The sequence below is a fragment of the Sphingobium chungangianum genome, from assembly GCF_977014255.1.
In genome coordinates this window covers 1,825,320-1,842,294 of sequence record NZ_CDRNIV010000006.1, presented here as the reverse complement: position 1 = coordinate 1,842,294, position 16,975 = coordinate 1,825,320, and the positions used below count along the sequence as shown (strand labels likewise).

At 62.7% G+C, this 16,975-nt stretch carries 15 protein-coding genes; 2 read left to right on the top strand and 13 right to left on the bottom strand.

Annotated elements, in window-relative coordinates; genetic code table 11:
- Nucleotides 1-153 precede the first annotated feature (153 nt).
- Both ACWNC0_RS16120 and ACWNC0_RS16115 read left to right on the top strand, forming a co-directional pair.
- Entirely contained in the window at nt 154-1,497 is a 1,344-nt protein-coding gene (locus ACWNC0_RS16120) for a UDP-glucose dehydrogenase family protein (RefSeq protein WP_449473046.1), read from the top strand.
- 120 nt (nt 1,498-1,617) lie between these two features.
- Entirely contained in the window at nt 1,618-3,009 is a 1,392-nt protein-coding gene (locus tag ACWNC0_RS16115; protein ID WP_449473045.1) for a glycoside hydrolase family 16 protein, read from the top strand.
- Here ACWNC0_RS16115 and ACWNC0_RS16110 read toward each other — a convergent pair.
- Genes ACWNC0_RS16110 through ACWNC0_RS16050 form a run of 13 tightly spaced genes read right to left on the bottom strand, consistent with a single transcriptional unit; the run spans nt 2,994 to nt 16,932 of the window.
- Nucleotides 2,994-3,920, bottom strand: a complete 927-nt coding sequence (locus tag ACWNC0_RS16110) for a glycosyltransferase family 2 protein (RefSeq protein WP_449473044.1) — start codon at nt 3,918-3,920, stop codon at nt 2,994-2,996. The two genes, ACWNC0_RS16115 and ACWNC0_RS16110, sit on opposite strands and share 16 nt — an antisense overlap.
- Nucleotides 3,917-5,002: an acyltransferase family protein gene (locus tag ACWNC0_RS16105; protein ID WP_449473043.1), complete on the bottom strand. Its 1,086-nt coding sequence runs from the start codon at nt 5,000-5,002 to the stop codon at nt 3,917-3,919. Before ACWNC0_RS16105 ends, ACWNC0_RS16110 begins: the two co-directional genes overlap by 4 nt.
- Nucleotides 4,999-6,126, bottom strand: coding sequence for an endo-1,4-beta-xylanase (locus tag ACWNC0_RS16100; RefSeq protein WP_449473041.1), 1,128 nt, complete (start codon nt 6,124-6,126; stop codon nt 4,999-5,001). Before ACWNC0_RS16100 ends, ACWNC0_RS16105 begins: the two co-directional genes overlap by 4 nt.
- Complete coding sequence (locus ACWNC0_RS16095) at nt 6,123-7,091, bottom strand: glycosyltransferase family 2 protein (protein ID WP_449473039.1); 969 nt, start codon at nt 7,089-7,091, stop codon at nt 6,123-6,125. The genes ACWNC0_RS16100 and ACWNC0_RS16095 overlap by 4 nt, the downstream gene beginning before the upstream one ends.
- Nucleotides 7,091-8,035 carry a glycosyltransferase family 2 protein gene (locus ACWNC0_RS16090; protein ID WP_449473037.1) on the bottom strand — a complete coding sequence of 315 codons (945 nt, stop codon included), beginning with the start codon at nt 8,033-8,035 and terminating at the stop codon, nt 7,091-7,093. Before ACWNC0_RS16090 ends, ACWNC0_RS16095 begins: the two co-directional genes overlap by 1 nt.
- Nucleotides 8,032-8,961: a glycosyltransferase family 2 protein gene (locus ACWNC0_RS16085; protein WP_449473035.1), complete on the bottom strand. Its 930-nt coding sequence runs from the start codon at nt 8,959-8,961 to the stop codon at nt 8,032-8,034. The genes ACWNC0_RS16090 and ACWNC0_RS16085 overlap by 4 nt, the downstream gene beginning before the upstream one ends.
- Nucleotides 8,954-10,318 carry an O-antigen ligase family protein gene (locus tag ACWNC0_RS16080; protein ID WP_449473034.1) on the bottom strand — a complete coding sequence of 455 codons (1,365 nt, stop codon included), beginning with the start codon at nt 10,316-10,318 and terminating at the stop codon, nt 8,954-8,956. The genes ACWNC0_RS16085 and ACWNC0_RS16080 overlap by 8 nt, the downstream gene beginning before the upstream one ends.
- Nucleotides 10,319-10,323: 5 nt before the next feature.
- Nucleotides 10,324-11,664: a lipopolysaccharide biosynthesis protein gene (locus tag ACWNC0_RS16075; RefSeq protein ID WP_449473032.1), complete on the bottom strand. Its 1,341-nt coding sequence runs from the start codon at nt 11,662-11,664 to the stop codon at nt 10,324-10,326.
- A complete protein-coding gene (locus ACWNC0_RS16070; RefSeq protein ID WP_449473031.1) occupies nt 11,657-12,457 on the bottom strand; it encodes a WecB/TagA/CpsF family glycosyltransferase in 801 nt (266 codons plus the stop codon). The genes ACWNC0_RS16075 and ACWNC0_RS16070 overlap by 8 nt, the downstream gene beginning before the upstream one ends.
- The gene (locus ACWNC0_RS16065; RefSeq protein WP_449473029.1) at nt 12,454-13,362 is read right to left on the bottom strand and encodes a capsular biosynthesis protein; all 909 of its coding nucleotides are present in this window, start codon (nt 13,360-13,362) and stop codon (nt 12,454-12,456) included. The genes ACWNC0_RS16070 and ACWNC0_RS16065 overlap by 4 nt, the downstream gene beginning before the upstream one ends.
- Nucleotides 13,359-14,717, bottom strand: coding sequence for a GNVR domain-containing protein (locus ACWNC0_RS16060; protein WP_449473027.1), 1,359 nt, complete (start codon nt 14,715-14,717; stop codon nt 13,359-13,361). The genes ACWNC0_RS16065 and ACWNC0_RS16060 overlap by 4 nt, the downstream gene beginning before the upstream one ends.
- Nucleotides 14,714-16,135, bottom strand: coding sequence for an ATP-binding protein (locus ACWNC0_RS16055; RefSeq protein ID WP_449473026.1), 1,422 nt, complete (start codon nt 16,133-16,135; stop codon nt 14,714-14,716). The genes ACWNC0_RS16060 and ACWNC0_RS16055 overlap by 4 nt, the downstream gene beginning before the upstream one ends.
- Nucleotides 16,132-16,932, bottom strand: coding sequence for a polysaccharide biosynthesis/export family protein (locus tag ACWNC0_RS16050; RefSeq protein WP_449474637.1), 801 nt, complete (start codon nt 16,930-16,932; stop codon nt 16,132-16,134). The genes ACWNC0_RS16055 and ACWNC0_RS16050 overlap by 4 nt, the downstream gene beginning before the upstream one ends.
- Nucleotides 16,933-16,975: the final 43 nt, after the last annotated feature.

The window sequence follows — 16,975 nt, the reverse complement described above, 5'->3', positions numbered from 1 at the left end:
GTTCCAGCTTTTGGATGTCGGGCTTCACGCTTGGGCATCCGATCCATGGCGAAAGGCTAAGCCCATCAGTCCCGCGCTCGCGGGATCGGCTTTTTGCGCCTTTTTCTCCGGATCGCTGCGCAAGGGGGAGCCGCTTGTTAAGGAGAATAGGTGATGCGGATCGTGATGACCGGATCGGGCTATGTTGGGCTGGTTTCGGGCGCATGCCTTGCCGACTTTGGGCATGATGTCGTCTGCGTAGACAAGGACGTAGCCAAGATCGAAGTGCTACGCGACGGCGGCGTGCCGATATACGAACCGGGGCTCGCCGACCTGATCGCGCGCAATGTGAAGGGAGGGCGCCTTACCTTCACCACGGACCTGGCGGCTTCGGTGGCGGAGGCGGACGTCGTCTTCATCGCCGTTGGCACGCCTGCGCGCCGGGGCGATGGTCACGCCGACCTTAGCTACGTCTATGATGCCGCTCGCGAAATCGCGTCCGCATTGCGTGGCTTTACGGTCGTCGTCACCAAATCGACTGTTCCCGTCGGAACAGGCGATGAAGTGGATCGCATCATCCGCGAAGCCAACCCGGCTGCGGAGTTTGCTGTCGCCTCCAACCCTGAATTCCTACGCGAAGGCGCGGCGATCCAGGATTTCAAGCGGCCTGACCGCATCGTCATCGGCATCGAGGATGACCGCGCCCGCCCGGTGATGGAGGAGGTCTATCGCCCCCTTTATCTGAACCAGGCACCGATTCAGTTCACGGGCCGACGCACCAGCGAGCTTATCAAATATGCCGCGAACGCCTTCCTCGCGATGAAGATCACCTACATCAACGAGATCGCGGAACTGTGCGAACATGTCGGCGCGGACGTTCAGCAGGTTGCGCGCGGCATCGGCCTCGACAACCGCATCGGCAGCAAGTTCCTCCACGCGGGTCCCGGCTATGGCGGCTCCTGCTTCCCGAAGGATACGCTGGCGCTGGTGAAAACGGCTGAAGACGCGGGCGCGCCGATCCGCCTCATCGAAACAACCGTTGCGATCAACGAAAGCCGCAAGCGTGCCATGGCCCGCAAAGTGGTCGCTGTGTGCAACGGTTCCGTTCGCGGCAAGACGATCGGCGTGCTGGGCTTGACCTTCAAGCCGAACACGGACGACATGCGGGACGCGCCGTCACTCTCGATCATCCAGGCGTTGCAGGATGCGGGTGCCCAGGTCCGCGCCTATGATCCGGAAGGAATGGAGGCCGCTCGATCCATGCTGCGCGGCGTCGATTTCTGCGCCAATCCCTATGAGGCCGCCCAGGGCGCTGCGGCGGTGGTGATCGTCACCGAATGGGACGCGCTCCGTGCGCTCGACCTGCCGCGCCTGCGATCCGTGATGAGCGGTGAGGGCCTTGTCGATCTTCGCAACATCTACCGGGCCGCCGACGCGGAAGCGGCGGGCTTCTCCTATGTCAGCGTAGGCAGGGGCGCAGAACCGGAGCCCGAAACGCTCATCCAGGCTGCGGAATAAAGCCTACATGTATCGGCTCATCGCAAATGCTCCAGCTTTGCGATGAGCCGTGCTTGACCGGAAGTTTTTGTTAATCTTCGTATAGGACCCTCAAGGGGCTAATAAGCGGGGGTTGCAAAAATGAATATCAAACTGACCGGCTCCATGTGTGGAGCCGGATTATCGCTTCTATGCGTCATGGCGGCGGGGGCCGCAACGATGTTATCGAGTGGATCGACATCGACTAACTTGCAGACGGGGTCAACCACGACTCTGCTCAGTAGTGGATCGACATCGACAACCACTTCGACAACTTCGCTATCGACTGACACCACTTCGACCGTTTCATCCAGCTTTTCCACATTCGATTTCGCCAATGGTACAAAGCTGCCGGACAAATCGACCCTGTCGCTAGGCAACGCGACCGTCCGCCCGGGCAGCGGCACTGCCTATGTGCCGGTAACGCTTGATCGTCCAACGCCAAACACCGTCATCGCGCGGGTCATTACCGTGAATGGGTCAGGCACGCTGCGCGCGCTGTCCGGCTACAACTACCAGACGGTAGATACAGTCGTGATCTTCCGCCCCGGCGATCCGCTCGTCCAGACGGTCGGTGTACCGATCACCAGCCTCGCCGAGGGACAGCAGTTCCAGTTGAAGCTGCGGGAAGCGCCCTGGGGCGGCCTCCAGGGGCAGTCGCTGGCGACCATCACCGCGAGCAGCACCGTCGCGCCAACACCCAAGGCAACCGGCACTTTCCGCCAGCCCCGAACCTTCGCGGCAACAGGCACGCTCCAGTTCGAGCTGAAGAAGGAAACGCACAAGCGCTCGCCCGACGGCGGCTGGGATCGCTGGGCCACCTCGCTGTCGCATGGCCGTACCCAGATCGCCAATGGAGAGACCGGCCTCTATCTGGATTCGTCGCTATTCCCCGGCATTGAAGGTCCAGTCTACTGGGGCACAAAGGGTCTTGTCCTGCATAGCCAGAAGCTGAAGTCGCCTATCTGGTATGAAGGCCAGAACTGGTATTATGGCGCGTCGGTGCTGGATGGCCGCAATTTCATCGCCTCGCAGATCGGCTATGGCCAATATGAATGGGTGGCCCGGATGCCCAATCGCCGCGGCTCATGGCCCGCCTTCTGGCTGATCTCCACCAGCGGATGGCCGCCCGAAATCGATATCTATGAGGGCTTCGGCTATCAAAGCTTTTGGGATTTCGATCGTCACATCGCCCACACCATCCATGGCGGCAAGGACGGCGTCCGCAGCTTCCAGCGGGGCGTCACGATCCAGGCTGAGCAGGCTTACGGCCTCAATGGCTTCGCCCAAGACTTCCACCGCTTCGCCGTCGATATTCAGCGCGATTATATTACCTGGTTCGTGGACGGGGTCGAAACCTATCAGTCCGTGAACCCCTTCCAGGGGCACCGCTGGTATCCGATCATGGACGTCGCGGTGAAGACCAGTGGTGGCTATGATGATGGCTCAGGAGACATGATTATCAAGAGCCTGCGCATTTACAGCGCGCCATAATGGCTATGGGCGCCGCCTGACAGGGCATAGAGGCGCCCCCAGCATTTGACCCACTGCCCGGCAACGTCCACGCGGCGGACGCCGGGCAGGATCAGTCCTGCAAGCCCTGCGGTGCGCAGCGTCAGTATACCCAGCGTCCTACCCAACAGGGCAACCTGCGCAATGCGCCCCGGCCGCCGCTTCCGCTGCGCCAGCGTCTCGGTAAATCCGATCCGCCACATCCGCTTCAACACCCAGCTCAGCTTCGCCCGTTCCGGCGGCACCCATTCGCTCACCCGGGCATCGGGTGCCCAAGCGAACCGCGCGCCCGCTTCCCGCAACCGCGCAAGGAAATCCAGATCCTCACCCCCGCTGCGGTTGAAGCGCACATCGAACCACGGCCGTGGCACCATCTCCAGCGCCCTGCGGTTCACCAGCAGGTTATTGCTCGCCCACAAAATGCCTGTTGCGCCCCATGCCCGCTGCTCCGGCCGGAACACCAAAGTCTGTTGCGCCCATCGTGGCGGCCCATCCTTGAAGTGAAAATCAACAGGCCCCGCGACCACATCGGCGCCCACCTGCGCTTGACAGGCAAGCAGCGCGTCGAGCCAGCCCGGCTGCGGCCACTCATCATCATCGATCATCGCAATGAATCGCATAGTGGGATCGGCCATCGCAACATCACATATCGCGTTGCGAACCGAGCAAAGCCCCGGCTCCGCCACCGGCAATAGCGTCAGGGGCAGGGGGTAGCCGCTATTCCGCAAAGCCTCCACGACAGCCGCGCCCTCTGCCGCGTTCCCGTCATTGTCGGCGACCAGCACCATGACATCCTGCCGCTGCACCATCTTTGCCAGCGTCTCCAGCAAGTGCCGCAATTCGGCAGGTCGCCGGAACGTCGGAACCGCAATCCAGATCGGTTTGCCCATCATGGCGCCGCCGGTTCCAACGCGGTGGGGCGCTGCGGACGCCCCTTTTGCAGCCATTTGATGAACTGGTGCCCTCGCACCTCGATCAGCAAATAGCTGACCCAGCAGATCAGCCAGGTGACGACCAGCATCCCAAGCACGAACAGCCAGTCCATCCCGACGATTCCATGCCGCTGCGCGACGCCCATTGCCCGCGCGGCGACGTCGCGCACCAGTGGATGCCAAAGATAGATGGAATAGCTGATCAGGCCCAGATGAAAGCTCAACCGGTTGGCCATCACCGCCCGCGCGGCTGGCCCGTCATAATAGCAGCTCAGCACCAGCGTGGGCATAAGGCACACGACCAGCACATCGGCTCCTGGCAACAGCAGCGCCAGCGCGATCAGACCACAAACCGCCGCAAAACCGCCGCTGCGGCCAATCACGGCCTTGCACAAAGGATGATCCGCAACACGATATGTCAGCACGCCCAGCGAAAAGCCCGCAAGGCAGCGCAGCAGCGTCAACACGCTGTCGCTGTTATTGACGTCGAGCGGCCCGCTGGCCCCCAGTCCCGACGAAGCCACGAGCAGCAGCAGTCCGATGCAGATCGCCACCTGCGCCCATGCCCAGCGCGAAAAGGCAAGGATCGCGATCAGTGGATAGATGAGGTAGGCCGCAACTTCCGTGCTGACCGACCAGCTATTGCCAGCGATCGGTTCCGTGCCCCAACCCCAGCTCTGCACCATGAAGAGGTTGCTGAGGATATTGGCCGGGTTCAACTCGATCGACTGATTGCCCGACACGTTGAGCAGGATGCGCAGCCCAAAGACCAATGTGACGATCAGGTGCAGCGGCCAGACACGCGCCATGCGATTGATCAGGAAATCTACATAGCTCGCTCGGCTCAGATGCTTCACCACCCGGTCATGATAGCCATAGGAAATGACGAAGCCGCTCAGGATGAAGAACAGGTCGACCGCCAGATAGGCCCGCGAGAAAAGCGGGATCGCAAACTGCGAAAAGGCCGGTTGATGCGGGATGTGATAAAGCAGGACGGAAACGGCTGCGACCCCGCGCAGGCCAGTGAGTGAGGCGACCCTCATGCCCGGTTCCTCCTTGCAGGAGGCGCCGCATCAAAGGCGCCAGCGATTGCGTCCCAAAATGGCTTCCGGGCCATTTTACCGTCAAAGGGCAGGCCACGGGATAGCTGGCCGTCAGGCCATTTATATTCGGGATATTTGGACAGCCATGAATCCCTGTCCGACACACCCCAGCACAGGACTGATCCCATCGCCGGATTATCCAGCGCCACGTCCAGGAAAGCCTTGGCAAAGGCCGCAACCTCACGGTCGCGCTTGTCCGGATTAGGTGGCCCGCCACGGTCGGCGATATCCAGTTCAGTGATCGCCAGCTTCAAACCATATCCGCTCAGCGTTTCCAGAAAATCGGCAAATTGCCGCTGATTGAACGGCTCCTTATAGGGTTTCAGATGCCCCTGAATGCCGATGGCATCCACAGGCACGCCCCGGCTCATCAAACGATCGAGCAGCTTCAGCATGGCGGTTCGCCGCCGCTCGCAGCGCGGGGAGTCATGTTCCAGCCCATAGTCGCCGAGGAACAGCGTGGCCTCGCCATCCACTTCCCGCGCACGATGAAAGGCAAGGTCGATATATTGCTCGCCCATGGCCTTCATCCAGAGACTCTCGGCGCGCATGCCGTCGGCGCGGCCCTGATTGGGCTCGATCGTTTCATTGACCACGTCCCATTCGGAAATCCGGCCCGCATAGCGTCGCATGGCAACGTCGATATAGCCGGTCATCAACTGTCGTTGCTGCGCATCGCTCGCCTGTTGCACCGCCGGTTCCAGCCAGGGCGGATTGGCCGTGTACCAGACCAATGTGTGTCCGCGCGCCCGCATCCCATGCGCTTGCGCAAAGTCGATGATCTGGTCAGCGCCGCTAAAGTCATATTTGCCGGGCTTTGGTTCGGTGGTTCCGCGCTTCAGTTCATATTCCTGCACCAAAATGTCGCATTCCCGCGTCACTGTTGCACGATACGCGCTGTCCTCGCGCAGCAATCGCGATTTCACGGCCGCGCCGAAATAGCGCCCGGAAGCCTTGGCATGATCCGCCAATCCTTCGCGCGACACGACACGGGCCGCGCCGGGAGGCAGGGGAGAGCAGGCCGCCAGCGTCGCCGCCCCCGCCAGAAAATCCCGCCGCCTCACAGGCTTTGCCTCCGCCCGCTCAACAATCGCGTGACATCGATCCAGCGGTCACAGATTTTGCGATAAACGCCGTCCGGCAGAACGATCTGCATCAGCACCGCGCCCGCCAGACGCGGCCCATAGGCGCCATGGAACAATGCCGTCAGATAGTAGCGGATGGCCCGAAGCCGTTTGGTCGGCCAGATGCTCTTTGCCGCGTGCCAACCCATATATCCCGAAAAAGCCCGCGCCGAGATATGGGGGCGCAGGTCGGCCAGCCAGGTCAGGCTGCCTACACTCCCCCGGATCTGCGACAGCCTGTCCTCTGCCTGACGGTCTGCCCAGATCGTACCGGGGCGGCTGGCCATAACGAAACGCGCGCCCGCCAGCGACAGCCGCAACGCGAAATCCGTGTCATCCCCAAACTTCACATCTTCGCGATAACGGACCTTTTCGGCGAGCGAACGGCTGAGCGCCACGCTGCTGGTCTGGATGAAGCCCCGATCGCACATCAGGTAACGATCGACCGGCTCATTCCTTTGTATCGCGCGCGGAGGTTTCAGGAAATTCCGCCCGCCGCCCCGGTCGGCCAGCACCTGTCCATAGGCCACGATATCGTCACTTTCCTCCAGCAGGGGCAGCAGATCGGCAAGGTGATGCGGCAGGAAACGGTCATCGCAATCCAGAAAGGCGATGTAGCGCCCGCGTGCGCGATCGACACCGGCGTTGCGCGCCGCCGACGCACCCCGGTTCTGCTGGACGACGATGGTCACGCGCGGGTCCTTGATCGCGCCCAATGCCAATTCTGTGCCGTCGGTCGATCCATCGACGACGACAATCACCTCAATCACCGCGATGCTCTGCTCCAGTGCGGAAAGCACCGCCGCGACCACGGCATCGCGGCGCTGATAGGTGGGGATGACAACCGAAAATAGCGGTTGGGCGACGGCAGCCTGAAGCTGCGATGGAGGTTGCCAGGCGCTCATCACGACCGCGCTCCGCCATGGGCCGGCTCACCTTTGCCGAACCGAAGTACGAACAGGTTGACCAGCGAACGGTAGAGCGGCTTTGGAAGATAGGAACGCAGTATCTGCCGCGCGACCACCCTTGGCGGGACCCCGCCTGCGAACATGCCGATCACCAGATCGCGTAGCGCAGCGACGGGACGCACGGGCGCCATGTGATAGGCCAGCACCGTCGCGCGATAGCCGCGCCTCGCCCGATCGGTCAGCATGTGACCGCAGCGATCGAGCCAGTCCAGCGAGGTTTCATATCCCCGGACATAGGATGTGCGGCCATCTTCCGTTGCGTCCAGCCAGACCGTCAGCGGCTCGTCGATCATCTTGAACCGCGCCTCTGCGCCCTGCAATCGGACGCAGAAGTCGAGATCCTGTCCCTTCTTCAGCGCCGGATCGAACAGCACCTTTCGCGCCATGTCGCTCGGCACGACCATGGTCGATGTCTGCATGAACTGGTTGGCGCAGAACAGATATTCGCCAACATCCTCGCCGTCCCGTATGCCGCGATCAGGCCTGATCCAGTAACGATCGACGCCCCGGTCCACCTTCATCCTGGAATAGAGGACGGTGCGGCCATCATCATCCTTCAGCGCCTGCGCCATGATCGACAGTTTGCCCGGCAGGAACAGGTCGTCGGAATCGAGGAAGGCGATATATCGGCCCCGCGCGGCCTTGATCCCATGATTGCGCGCGGCTCCACCCCCGGCATTATCCTGCCTGATATACCGCACGCGCGGGTCGCCAATGGCTTCAATCACCGGAGCCGGATTATCGCGCGATCCGTCATCGATCACGACGATTTCAAAATCCTGCCAGTCCTGCGCTTGTACCGACCGGATCGTGTCGCCCACGATATCGGCCCGATTATAGAGTGGGATGACGACGGAAAAGAAGGGAGCAGCATCGCTCATGCTCCATGCACCTTTCGATATTCTTCGTAACGGAAGCCCGCGATTCCGGCGATCTTGCCGATAGCGCGGTAGAGTTTACCCAGCCGCACGACGCGCTTGCCCCGATCAAGCGTTGCCGCAGCGCCCACCGTGCCCACCAGGAATCCTGCGGCAATGCGCGGCGCTTCGCCCAGCAAGGTGCGCAGCCGCCCCCTGTGGAACCGCTCGACCATCATGTCGGTCATCCCCAGCCGGTATCCGCGCATCAGCAGCCATTTGGTAGTGACCCGGCTCGCCGGAATAAGCTCCGTCACCAGAGCCTCCTCCGACCAGGCAAAGCGAAAGCCCTTGCGCGCCATCCGGCTGAACAGCTGCTTGTCCGACCCGCCGGTCAGCGCCATGCGCTCATCGAACGGCCGCTCGCCCATCTGATGCAGCGCCTGCGCAGAGATCAGCACATTGGCCGTGCTATCGACGAGCGCGACAGGCCCCGAAGTCCCGCGCCGCTTGGCTTGCAACAAGGGATGCCGCGTGGCCCAGGGCGCAACCCGCGCGTCCATCTCTCGCGCCACCGCGCCGCCCACGACATCCGCATTCCAACGCATGGCGGTGTCCACCAGCGCATCGATCCAGCCGGGGGAGGCGGCTTCATCATCATCCAGCATCGCGACATGCGTCACGCCGGGTCGCGCCAGCACCTCCGCCACCAGTGCATTGCGTACCACGGGTATCCCCCGTTCAGCCACCAACCGCGCCTTGATCGGCCAGCGATAGCCTTGCGAAGCCAGCCGCTCGACCACGCCCATGCCCTCGGCCCGCGCGGCGTCATTGTCCGCGACCAGCACCTCCAGCTTGTGACGCGTTTCCAGCGCCGCAATCGACTCCAGCGTCCGCTGCAACCCTTGCGGCCGATTGCACGTCGCGATGCAGATAATAACCCTAGCCATTAACAGCCTCCGGGGAAGAAATGTGCCGCCGCTGCCATTGCGGGCGCGGCTTGGCCTTGAAAGTCGCGTGCGCGGTGGCGACCGCCGCGAGGAAGATCACCCAGACCTGCCGGTCCTTATCGAAGAAGGAGGTCTCCAGCAGATTCTGGTACATGACGAACACCCAGATGGCGAAAGCCGGAACCATCAGATGCTGGTTCTCCTTGGTCGATCCGGTCAGGAACCAATAAGCGGGCAGGGCCAGAAAGCTCACCAGCAGCATGGCCAGTCCTAAAGGCCCGGTCGTCACCCAAATCTCCAGATATCCATCATGCGAATGCGCCGTCAGCATCTGGAATTGCTGGTTCAGGTAATCATGCGCCGGGGAGTTTGCCCCCACCTGCCAGAAGCCCCCGAAACCCGCCCCCAGGAACGGATGATCGGCCAGATAGTCCAACGCCACGCGCCAGATCGACACGCGCCCGGTAAAGCTCGTCGGATCGGCAAACAGCCGTTCGATCGTCGGCTGATAGGCGATGTAGAGCGCCAGAAACCCCACCATCCCGAACCCAAGCATGATCAGCAGGATCGCCCGCTTTTGCGTATTGTCGCTCAGCGCCCGATAGATGTTGCTGATCGCCAGCATGCCGATGCACAGCGCCAGCGACGTCTTGCTCTTCGTCCCGATCACGAAGACGAACGCCATGATCGCGAACAGCGCGTAATACCATTTACGGCGATCCACCCACGCATTGCCGCACACGATGAAGCACAACGCCATCACAGCGCCCGCGATATTCTTGTGAAAGAAGAACCCTCGCCACGCGCCGATCAACGCCTTGTCGCTCTCGGTCGGCGGATGCACCGCTGCGGAGGTCAGCGGCATCGAAACCCAACATATCAGCAGCGACGTAATCAACGCCCATCGCAGGGCGGTGAACAGCCGTTCCGGCCCGATCAGCGCCAATGCGCAGAAGGTGATGTAGATCACGATGAACTGCTGCATCACCCGCTTGAAGGACACGAACGGATCGACGCCCCAGCTACAGGTGATCAGGAACCAGACCAGCATGATCGCCAGCGGCCAGAAGGTGAAACGGTATTTCAGCGGATGCTGACGGAATATCTGCACTCCCGTCAGCAGCAGCGCAAAGCCGATGAACAGCGCCTGCTTGAACAGGTCCGACCCGTCATTGTCCGCCGCCATCGCCACCAGCTCATCCTGCGTCCGCGACGCGAAAGGCTGCTGGCCGATGAAGACCATCATCAGGAATATGAAGTAGAAAATCTGAGCGACCAGAACCACCCGACTTTCCCGCGATGCAGCAGGAGCGGGGAGGGAGGGCGCAAGGCCAGTGCGGTGCCATGTTGACGCCATGGGCTTTAGCCTTCCACCCTCTGGCTCGCCCGCCATTTGCGGTCCAACTGCCAGATGCCCAACATCATCACCAGCTGCGACAGCACGACGCCAGCGATCGAGAAAATAGGCGCAACCGCCAGCGTCAGCAGCGTCACCGCCACAATGCCGACGCCACAACTGCGCAAGCTTTGATGGGCAAGCGGCCGGAACGCCTTGCGCGCCTGCGTCATGACGCTCATCGGCGTCTGCACGCACTGAACCAGCGAAAGCAGGGCGCACAGCCCCACCGCGATGGCAACCAACTGCCAATCAAGCGTCGGCTTCAGGATCAGTTGGGGAAAGATGAACAGCACGACCGCCGCCAGTGCGCACGTGCCAACCCACAGGAACAGCAGCGCGCCCATGAAAATGCGCTCGGACGTGATCGCGGCGTCATGATCGCCGCGCGCCACGGCTCGGGTCATGCGCGGTCGTTCCAGCTGGGTAAGGGCGGTTATGCACACATTGACGGGCCGGAAGAACAGCATCCCCACCGCGACAGGCGCAAAGGCCGCCGGACCCGCGAGCAGCGTCACGATATAGCTATGCGCGTTGGATGTCGCTTCGGTTGACAGCACCCCCACCAACGTCCAGCCCGATTGCTCCCGCCACACGGGACGATAGGCGCCCAGAGCCGTCGTCGGCCGCATGCTGAAATGCCGCCGCAAATAGGAAAGGCCGAACGGCAGGAGCCCCGTGATGCTGGCCACCACCAACATCGCGCCGATACTCGCTAGGTCCGCACCCATTCGGGAAGCCACCAGAAGGCCCGCGACGATCGTCCCGGCATAGGCAAGATCGGATCGCGCCGCTCGCGCGGGCCTATGATGCGCATAGGCATTGGATCGCCCGAACCATCGCACCAGAGACAAGGTGCCCGCCAGTCCGAACATCGCCGCCGCAGCAGCGGATGCCGTCGCCCAGGCAATGGCCGCGCAGATCAAACCCTGACTGGCCGCCAGCAGCAGGTTCACCGGAAAGAAGAAGTCGAAGGATTTGTGATCGGCTTCGTCGTCCTGATTGACCGCGATCGTATAGGGCGTGGAAACGAGCGCGTTCGACAGGCTGTACCCGAACTGGATGATAACCAGCAGAAACGCCAATGTGCCGATTGCCGCCGCGCCCAGATGATGAATGGAAAACAGTTGCACGGCCAGATGACTGACCGACACGATCGCCGACGACAGGCTGGCAAGGCCAAAGCGGCCAAAGATGTTGCCAAGTTTCCGCACGCGCGTCTCCGGCGAGCAGGAGGACTCTTCCCCCTCCCGCAAGCGGGAGGGGGTTAGGGGGTGGGCCTGCGCAACCGCTGTCCCATCAGCCATGGCGATGCTTCCAGATCAACCAGAGCGCATGGGGATTGGTGGTGATGTAGCGCCAGGCCAACTGCCGGGGCCGCGTGACCATCCGGTGCAGCCACTCAAGCCCCGCATTCTGCATCCACATCGGCGCACGCGGATAGTCACCCGTCACATAGTTGAACAGGCCGCCGCAGGTGACGATCCACCCCGCCTTGATCCGGTGCCGGTTGCGCACGCAAAAGGCCTGCTCGCGCGGCTTTCCCGTACCGACCCACAGCACGTCCGGCGCCGCCGCGTTGATCTCCTCGATCAGCGCATCTTCCTTTTCCGCGCTCCAGAAGCCATTGCGCCGCCCGGCCAGCTTCAGGCCGGGCGTCGCATCGGTGATCCGCCGCGCACATTCGGCATTCACCTTTTCCTCGCCGCCGAGCAGATAATAGCGGACATCGCCTGCCGCCGCCTGCGGCAGGCTGTCTATGAACATGTCTGTCGTGCTCGACCGGTCGGCGATCGGAGTGTTGCTGAACCAGCGTGACGCCATGACGACGATTTGCCCATCGGCGTGGATCAGGTCCGCTTTAGCCAGATCGGCGCGGAACCCCGGATCGAGAGCGTTCATCGACAGCCCCTGTCCGTTGCAGTCAAACACCAGCAACGGCGCTTCCTTCTGCATTCGGCGTAGCGGCGCCTCACGCACCATCTTCGTGATCAGGGCATCAAGCGAGAGGGTGGAAACCGGCACGCCGCCGACCGGCACGCTCTTGTCTAGCGGCTCTACGGACGGAAAAGGCTGGGGGAGGGCTCGCTCTGCACTCATGCAATGACCGTCCCGGCGATCGGCACGCCCTGCCGGTCCAGATCATCGATGATGCGGCGCAAATCTGCGATGGCGGTATCGCCACGCCGCGCCACGATGACCACCGCGTCAAAGCCCGCCAAAATGCTGCCGACCGGCGTCTGCTCGCCCTTGCGCTCGGCAAGGTAGAACAGCATCGATGTTTCCTTAAGGCCCCATCCATTGGCCGTGTCCGCCAGCGGGCCGCGTGTGATCAGGCTCGACGCACTGCCGGAGGCGCGCCCTGCGGTCATCAGCCACAATCCCTCGATCGCGGTCTTGGCCGCTGGCAGCAGGGCCGCGCTGCCCATCAACTGCTCCGCCAAACCCGCCTTGTTCGCTATCCGGAACAGACGGTCGAGCGACGGGTTGCCCATATCGACGTCAATCAACATCGTCTGCCCGTCCATCTGCGCGAGTACGACGGCAAGGTTCGCGGCCATGACCGCCGCCTCGTCCCCCGCATCCACGGACAGCACCGCCAGCCTTAGTGCGGATGGATCGCCCGCCTTCGCGGCTGACCGCATCTTCGCCCGGATCGTCCTTACCTTGGCTGCATAGGGACTTGCGGGGTCGAAGGCCGCGACCACCGCCGGGTCGATCCGCTCGTCACCCGCTGGCAATAGCGAAAAGCCGCCTGCCAGCGCCGCCAGCAGATTTGCCGCCTCGGTATCCAGCGCGCCCATCTCAACAGCCGCCTCGTGGAAGGCAAGGCCATGCTCACGCGCATGCATGTCAACGCGGGTGACGTCGGATTCCGCCAGGAACCCGTGATCCACCGCCAGCCTGGCAAAGCTCTGCTTGTCCCGCCCTCTGGGGCGTAGCGCAGCGGTTCCCCCGCCGGGCATTAACTGGGGTGGGGCGCCTGCCGTGGAACGCAGTCTCATGCGGCCTCCTGCCGATTGAGGAACCAGCCGCTCCGGGTCGGGACCGGCAGCAGTTCGGTGATGACTTCAACTTCGGTCGCCTTTGCGACACCAGCGGCGGATCGAACGCGAGGTTTCAGGATCTCGGCGATCACGACTGCCGCCACCCCGCCGATCAGGCCCAGAGCGACCCCTGCGATCAGCCACAGCATAAGATTGGGCTTGGCTGGCATCAGCGGGACGGATGCTTCATCCAGTAGGCTGGCATTAGGCTGCGAGATCTGGCTTTTCAGCGTGGCCTCGTTGAAGCGCTGCCGAACCGTATCGTAGGTCTGTCGTGCGGCATCCACATCTCGTTGCATGACCATCAACTGGTCCTGCACGTCGGACATGCGGATCATGCGGTCTTCCTGACCCGCCATGTTGGACTTAAGGTCGCCTTCACGGCGGTTTGCAGCGACGCTGTTCGCATTCACCGCGCCCGCCTGGCTCGATCGCGCAGACGCCAGCTTGGATTGCAGTTCCGACAATTGCGCGTTCGCCGCGACCATGCTCGGGTGGTTTGGACCCAGTGTCTTCGACAGCTCCGAAACACGACCCGATTGTGTCGCGACCTGCTCCTGCAAATTCTGGACGATCAGCGATCCTTCAATGTCCGAAACGGAACCTGCGCCCGCCTTGGATCGCGCCGCCGCCGCCTCGGCCTGCGCCTGCGTCAGCTGATAGGACATGTTCTTCAGCTTCTCGGCTTCAAGGTCCATGCGGTTGATGCCGATAATGTCATGCGCCCGCTGGAAATCGGACAGCCGTTTCTGCGCCAGTTCGTAGCGGCGGCGCACTTCCTGGGTCTGCTCGTCGAACCATTTGGCGGAACCGCGCGCGGGGGACGCGCGCAGTTCGACCTGCTCGCGCATGTATATCTGCGCGGCAAGGTTCGCGACCTTGGCCGCTACCGCCGGGTCGGCATCCAGATATTGCAGCTGCAGCACATTGCTCTGACGACCCGTCGTTACGGTCAGATTGGCCCGCACCCGGTCGGCGGCTTGCTGCACGCGCGCGTCGAGCGGAATGTCTTTGGGCAGGGCATCGACGAAACCGGCTTCCTTGGCCACGGCATTGATCACCTTGGCGGATCGGATGACATCGGTCTGCGTGCCCAGGATGCTATCCACCTCGACGCGAACGCCGGGCTGGTTGTTGGCGTCCGTGGGGTCCGTCTGCGACAGGTCCAGCAGTAGCGAGGTTGTCGCCGCATATTGGCGCGGCTGGACGAAGGCCAGAATGGCGATGATGAGGAACAGCGCGCCGCCCAGCAGCGCCGCCGTCCGCCATCGCGCCTGCACGGCCGACAGCAGATCGATCGGGTTCATGGTCATAGCCCGTCAACTCCTCGCAACATGGCCCGCATCTCTTCGGCGGGGGTGGGGGCAGGGGGCGTCGCTGGCACCGGCTGCTTCGCCATCAACAACAGAAATTGGGGCGCCAGCGTGTCTTCGAACATGAACAGCTCGCCGCCGGGCATCGGCGTGAGCGCGGGCTCCAGCCGCCGCATTGCATCGGCCGCCTGACCTTCATTGATCGATCCGCCGCCCAACACCTCATGGCCCAGCCGAACCAGCCGATCATAGGAAATGACCGACATCTGCGAAGCAGCCACGCCTGCCAGCGCGATCATCCGTCGGCTCGCATTGGCTTCCCACAACACGCGGCGGAACAGCGCATGGGTCGCCCCGCTCATCTCCACCCAATCTTCGAGGGCAGACGCAAGGCCCTGCTCCACGTCGGCCAGCGTCATGCGCTCGCGTCCAGCGGACTCGGTGACGAGCGCCGCCTGCATGCCGAACAGCCGCGCATGGTAGGGCGACCCCATCGCCGCGCCCGCCAGCGCATCGAGCGCGTCGGGGTCAAGGCTCAGCCGCGCATTGTCCGCGCAGCTCATCAGCAGCCGTTCCAGCTCCAGCTTGGGGATCGGCGCGACCCGTTGCGGCGCGATATGCCGCCGCAATGATGGATGCGCCGCGATCAGCCCATCCACGTCTCCCGCGATGCCCACCAGCACCACCTGAACCGGCGAATGAATATCGGTCAGCAACTTCAGCAGCGTCGCAACGTCCGACTTGGCCTCATCAGACCGGACCCGGTCATACTCATCCAGGATCAAAATAGTACGCTGACGTACGTCCTCCACCAACAGGTTCGCCAACCGCGTTCCATCAATGGTTTCATTCATTAATTTTCGCGCTTTTTCCTGCCCAGCCGCACTCATCGGTAGCTCGCTGAGGAACGGCCGGAACAACGCATCGAAATCAGCGTCGCCACTCGCCGACCCATAAAGCGCAACGCATCCGGCCTCATCCGCCAGATCGCCAAAAACCCGCGCCAACGAAGTCTTGCCCGACCCCCGCGTACCAAAAATGACCGCATGCTTCCGCTGAACGACGATCGCCTCGACCAGCTTTTCCAGCTCGCTATTCCGTCCCGCCAGCCCGTGACGATCCGTCACCGGCATCGCCGTGCTGAAAGCGCTGTAGATCGAATCCCGCCGCAAGCTAATCGGCTTCAGGGGCGCGGCCATCGCCCCCATCGAAAGGGCGCGTGGTACATCCGTCACCTCATCTGGCTGTTGCCGGAACCCCGGCGCCACGGGCGTGTCGAGCAGCAGCGGCTCAGCCATTGCCGCGCGCGGCCCGCCATTGGGAGTCTCGGCACGTGCCGTGCTGCGGCGAAAAGACAGGAGCCAGTCCCGCATGCCGCTGGACCGATCCTGCGCGAAGCCATGATCGATTGTCGTCAAAACAGCTTCTCCCGGATGATGAGGACGTCCTCAGGCTGAACCGGATCATCCAGGTTCGCCTGTATTTCCTTGCCTCCCCGGCGTACTTTTATGCGCTTGGTAGAACCTGCGAGCGTTGGCCCTCCCGCCAGTGCGAGCGCTTGGCGGAAGCTCTGACCCGGCGCGAACGAGAAGGCGCCAGGCTGCTGCACCTGGCCGTAGACATAAACCTTCTCGGCTGGCGGGACGAACAGGATGTCCCCAGGCTTCAGCTGGCGACTGCCCCCGACAGCCATGTCGGCGAGCGAGATGCGGACGGCGCCGCTGCCATCGGCTGGCGTCAGGATGACGGCGTTAGCCCCGTCCTTCGTCGAGCCGCCAGCCTTGGCAAGCATCGACGCGACCGTATAATTGCGATCCAGCGGATAATTGCCCGCTTGGGGCACATTGCCCAGAACGGTCACGAAGCGGCTGACATAGTTGCTCACCTCGACGTTGACCGAAGGATTGGCGAGGAAGCCTCCGCTCGCGTAACTGGCCGCGATTGCCTGAGCCAGTTGCGACGTCGTCTTGCCCCGCGCCTGAATCGGGCCGATCAAGGCGAGTGTAACGGTGCCGTCTTCCTTGATGCGGGTCGTGGATGACAGGTCTGGTTGACCGAAGATCGCAATCCTCACTTCGTCGTCCGGCCCCAATTGATAGCCTGCATCAGCTTGGGGCTTAGTCGACGGCGTCGCGGTAGTGACCGCCATTTCGGCCGTCTGCGCGCCAACGGGTGCTGCTGCGGCGACTGCAAGGAAGATCGAGAAGCTGGTCAGGAGAGCCTCTGCTTTCACAGTTCATGCTCCTTTATGTTCGAGG

What these genes read in the sequence shown, in the direction of transcription:
- ACWNC0_RS16090 (WP_449473037.1), bottom strand. Translation starts at nt 8,035, where the DNA reads ATGAGCGATGCTGCTCCCTTCTTTTCCGTCGTCATCCCACTCTATAAT.
- ACWNC0_RS16120 (WP_449473046.1), top strand. Translation starts at nt 154, where the DNA reads ATGCGGATCGTGATGACCGGATCGGGCTATGTTGGGCTGGTTTCGGGC.
- ACWNC0_RS16075 (WP_449473032.1), bottom strand. Translation starts at nt 11,664, where the DNA reads ATGGCTGATGGGACAGCGGTTGCGCAGGCCCACCCCCTAACCCCCTCC.
- ACWNC0_RS16095 (WP_449473039.1), bottom strand. Translation starts at nt 7,091, where the DNA reads ATGAGCGCCTGGCAACCTCCATCGCAGCTTCAGGCTGCCGTCGCCCAA.
- ACWNC0_RS16080 (WP_449473034.1), bottom strand. Translation starts at nt 10,318, where the DNA reads ATGGCGTCAACATGGCACCGCACTGGCCTTGCGCCCTCCCTCCCCGCT.
- ACWNC0_RS16115 (WP_449473045.1), top strand. Translation starts at nt 1,618, where the DNA reads ATGAATATCAAACTGACCGGCTCCATGTGTGGAGCCGGATTATCGCTT.
- ACWNC0_RS16085 (WP_449473035.1), bottom strand. Translation starts at nt 8,961, where the DNA reads ATGGCTAGGGTTATTATCTGCATCGCGACGTGCAATCGGCCGCAAGGG.
- ACWNC0_RS16070 (WP_449473031.1), bottom strand. Translation starts at nt 12,457, where the DNA reads ATGAGTGCAGAGCGAGCCCTCCCCCAGCCTTTTCCGTCCGTAGAGCCG.
- ACWNC0_RS16060 (WP_449473027.1), bottom strand. Translation starts at nt 14,717, where the DNA reads ATGACCATGAACCCGATCGATCTGCTGTCGGCCGTGCAGGCGCGATGG.
- ACWNC0_RS16065 (WP_449473029.1), bottom strand. Translation starts at nt 13,362, where the DNA reads ATGAGACTGCGTTCCACGGCAGGCGCCCCACCCCAGTTAATGCCCGGC.
- ACWNC0_RS16110 (WP_449473044.1), bottom strand. Translation starts at nt 3,920, where the DNA reads ATGATGGGCAAACCGATCTGGATTGCGGTTCCGACGTTCCGGCGACCT.
- ACWNC0_RS16105 (WP_449473043.1), bottom strand. Translation starts at nt 5,002, where the DNA reads ATGAGGGTCGCCTCACTCACTGGCCTGCGCGGGGTCGCAGCCGTTTCC.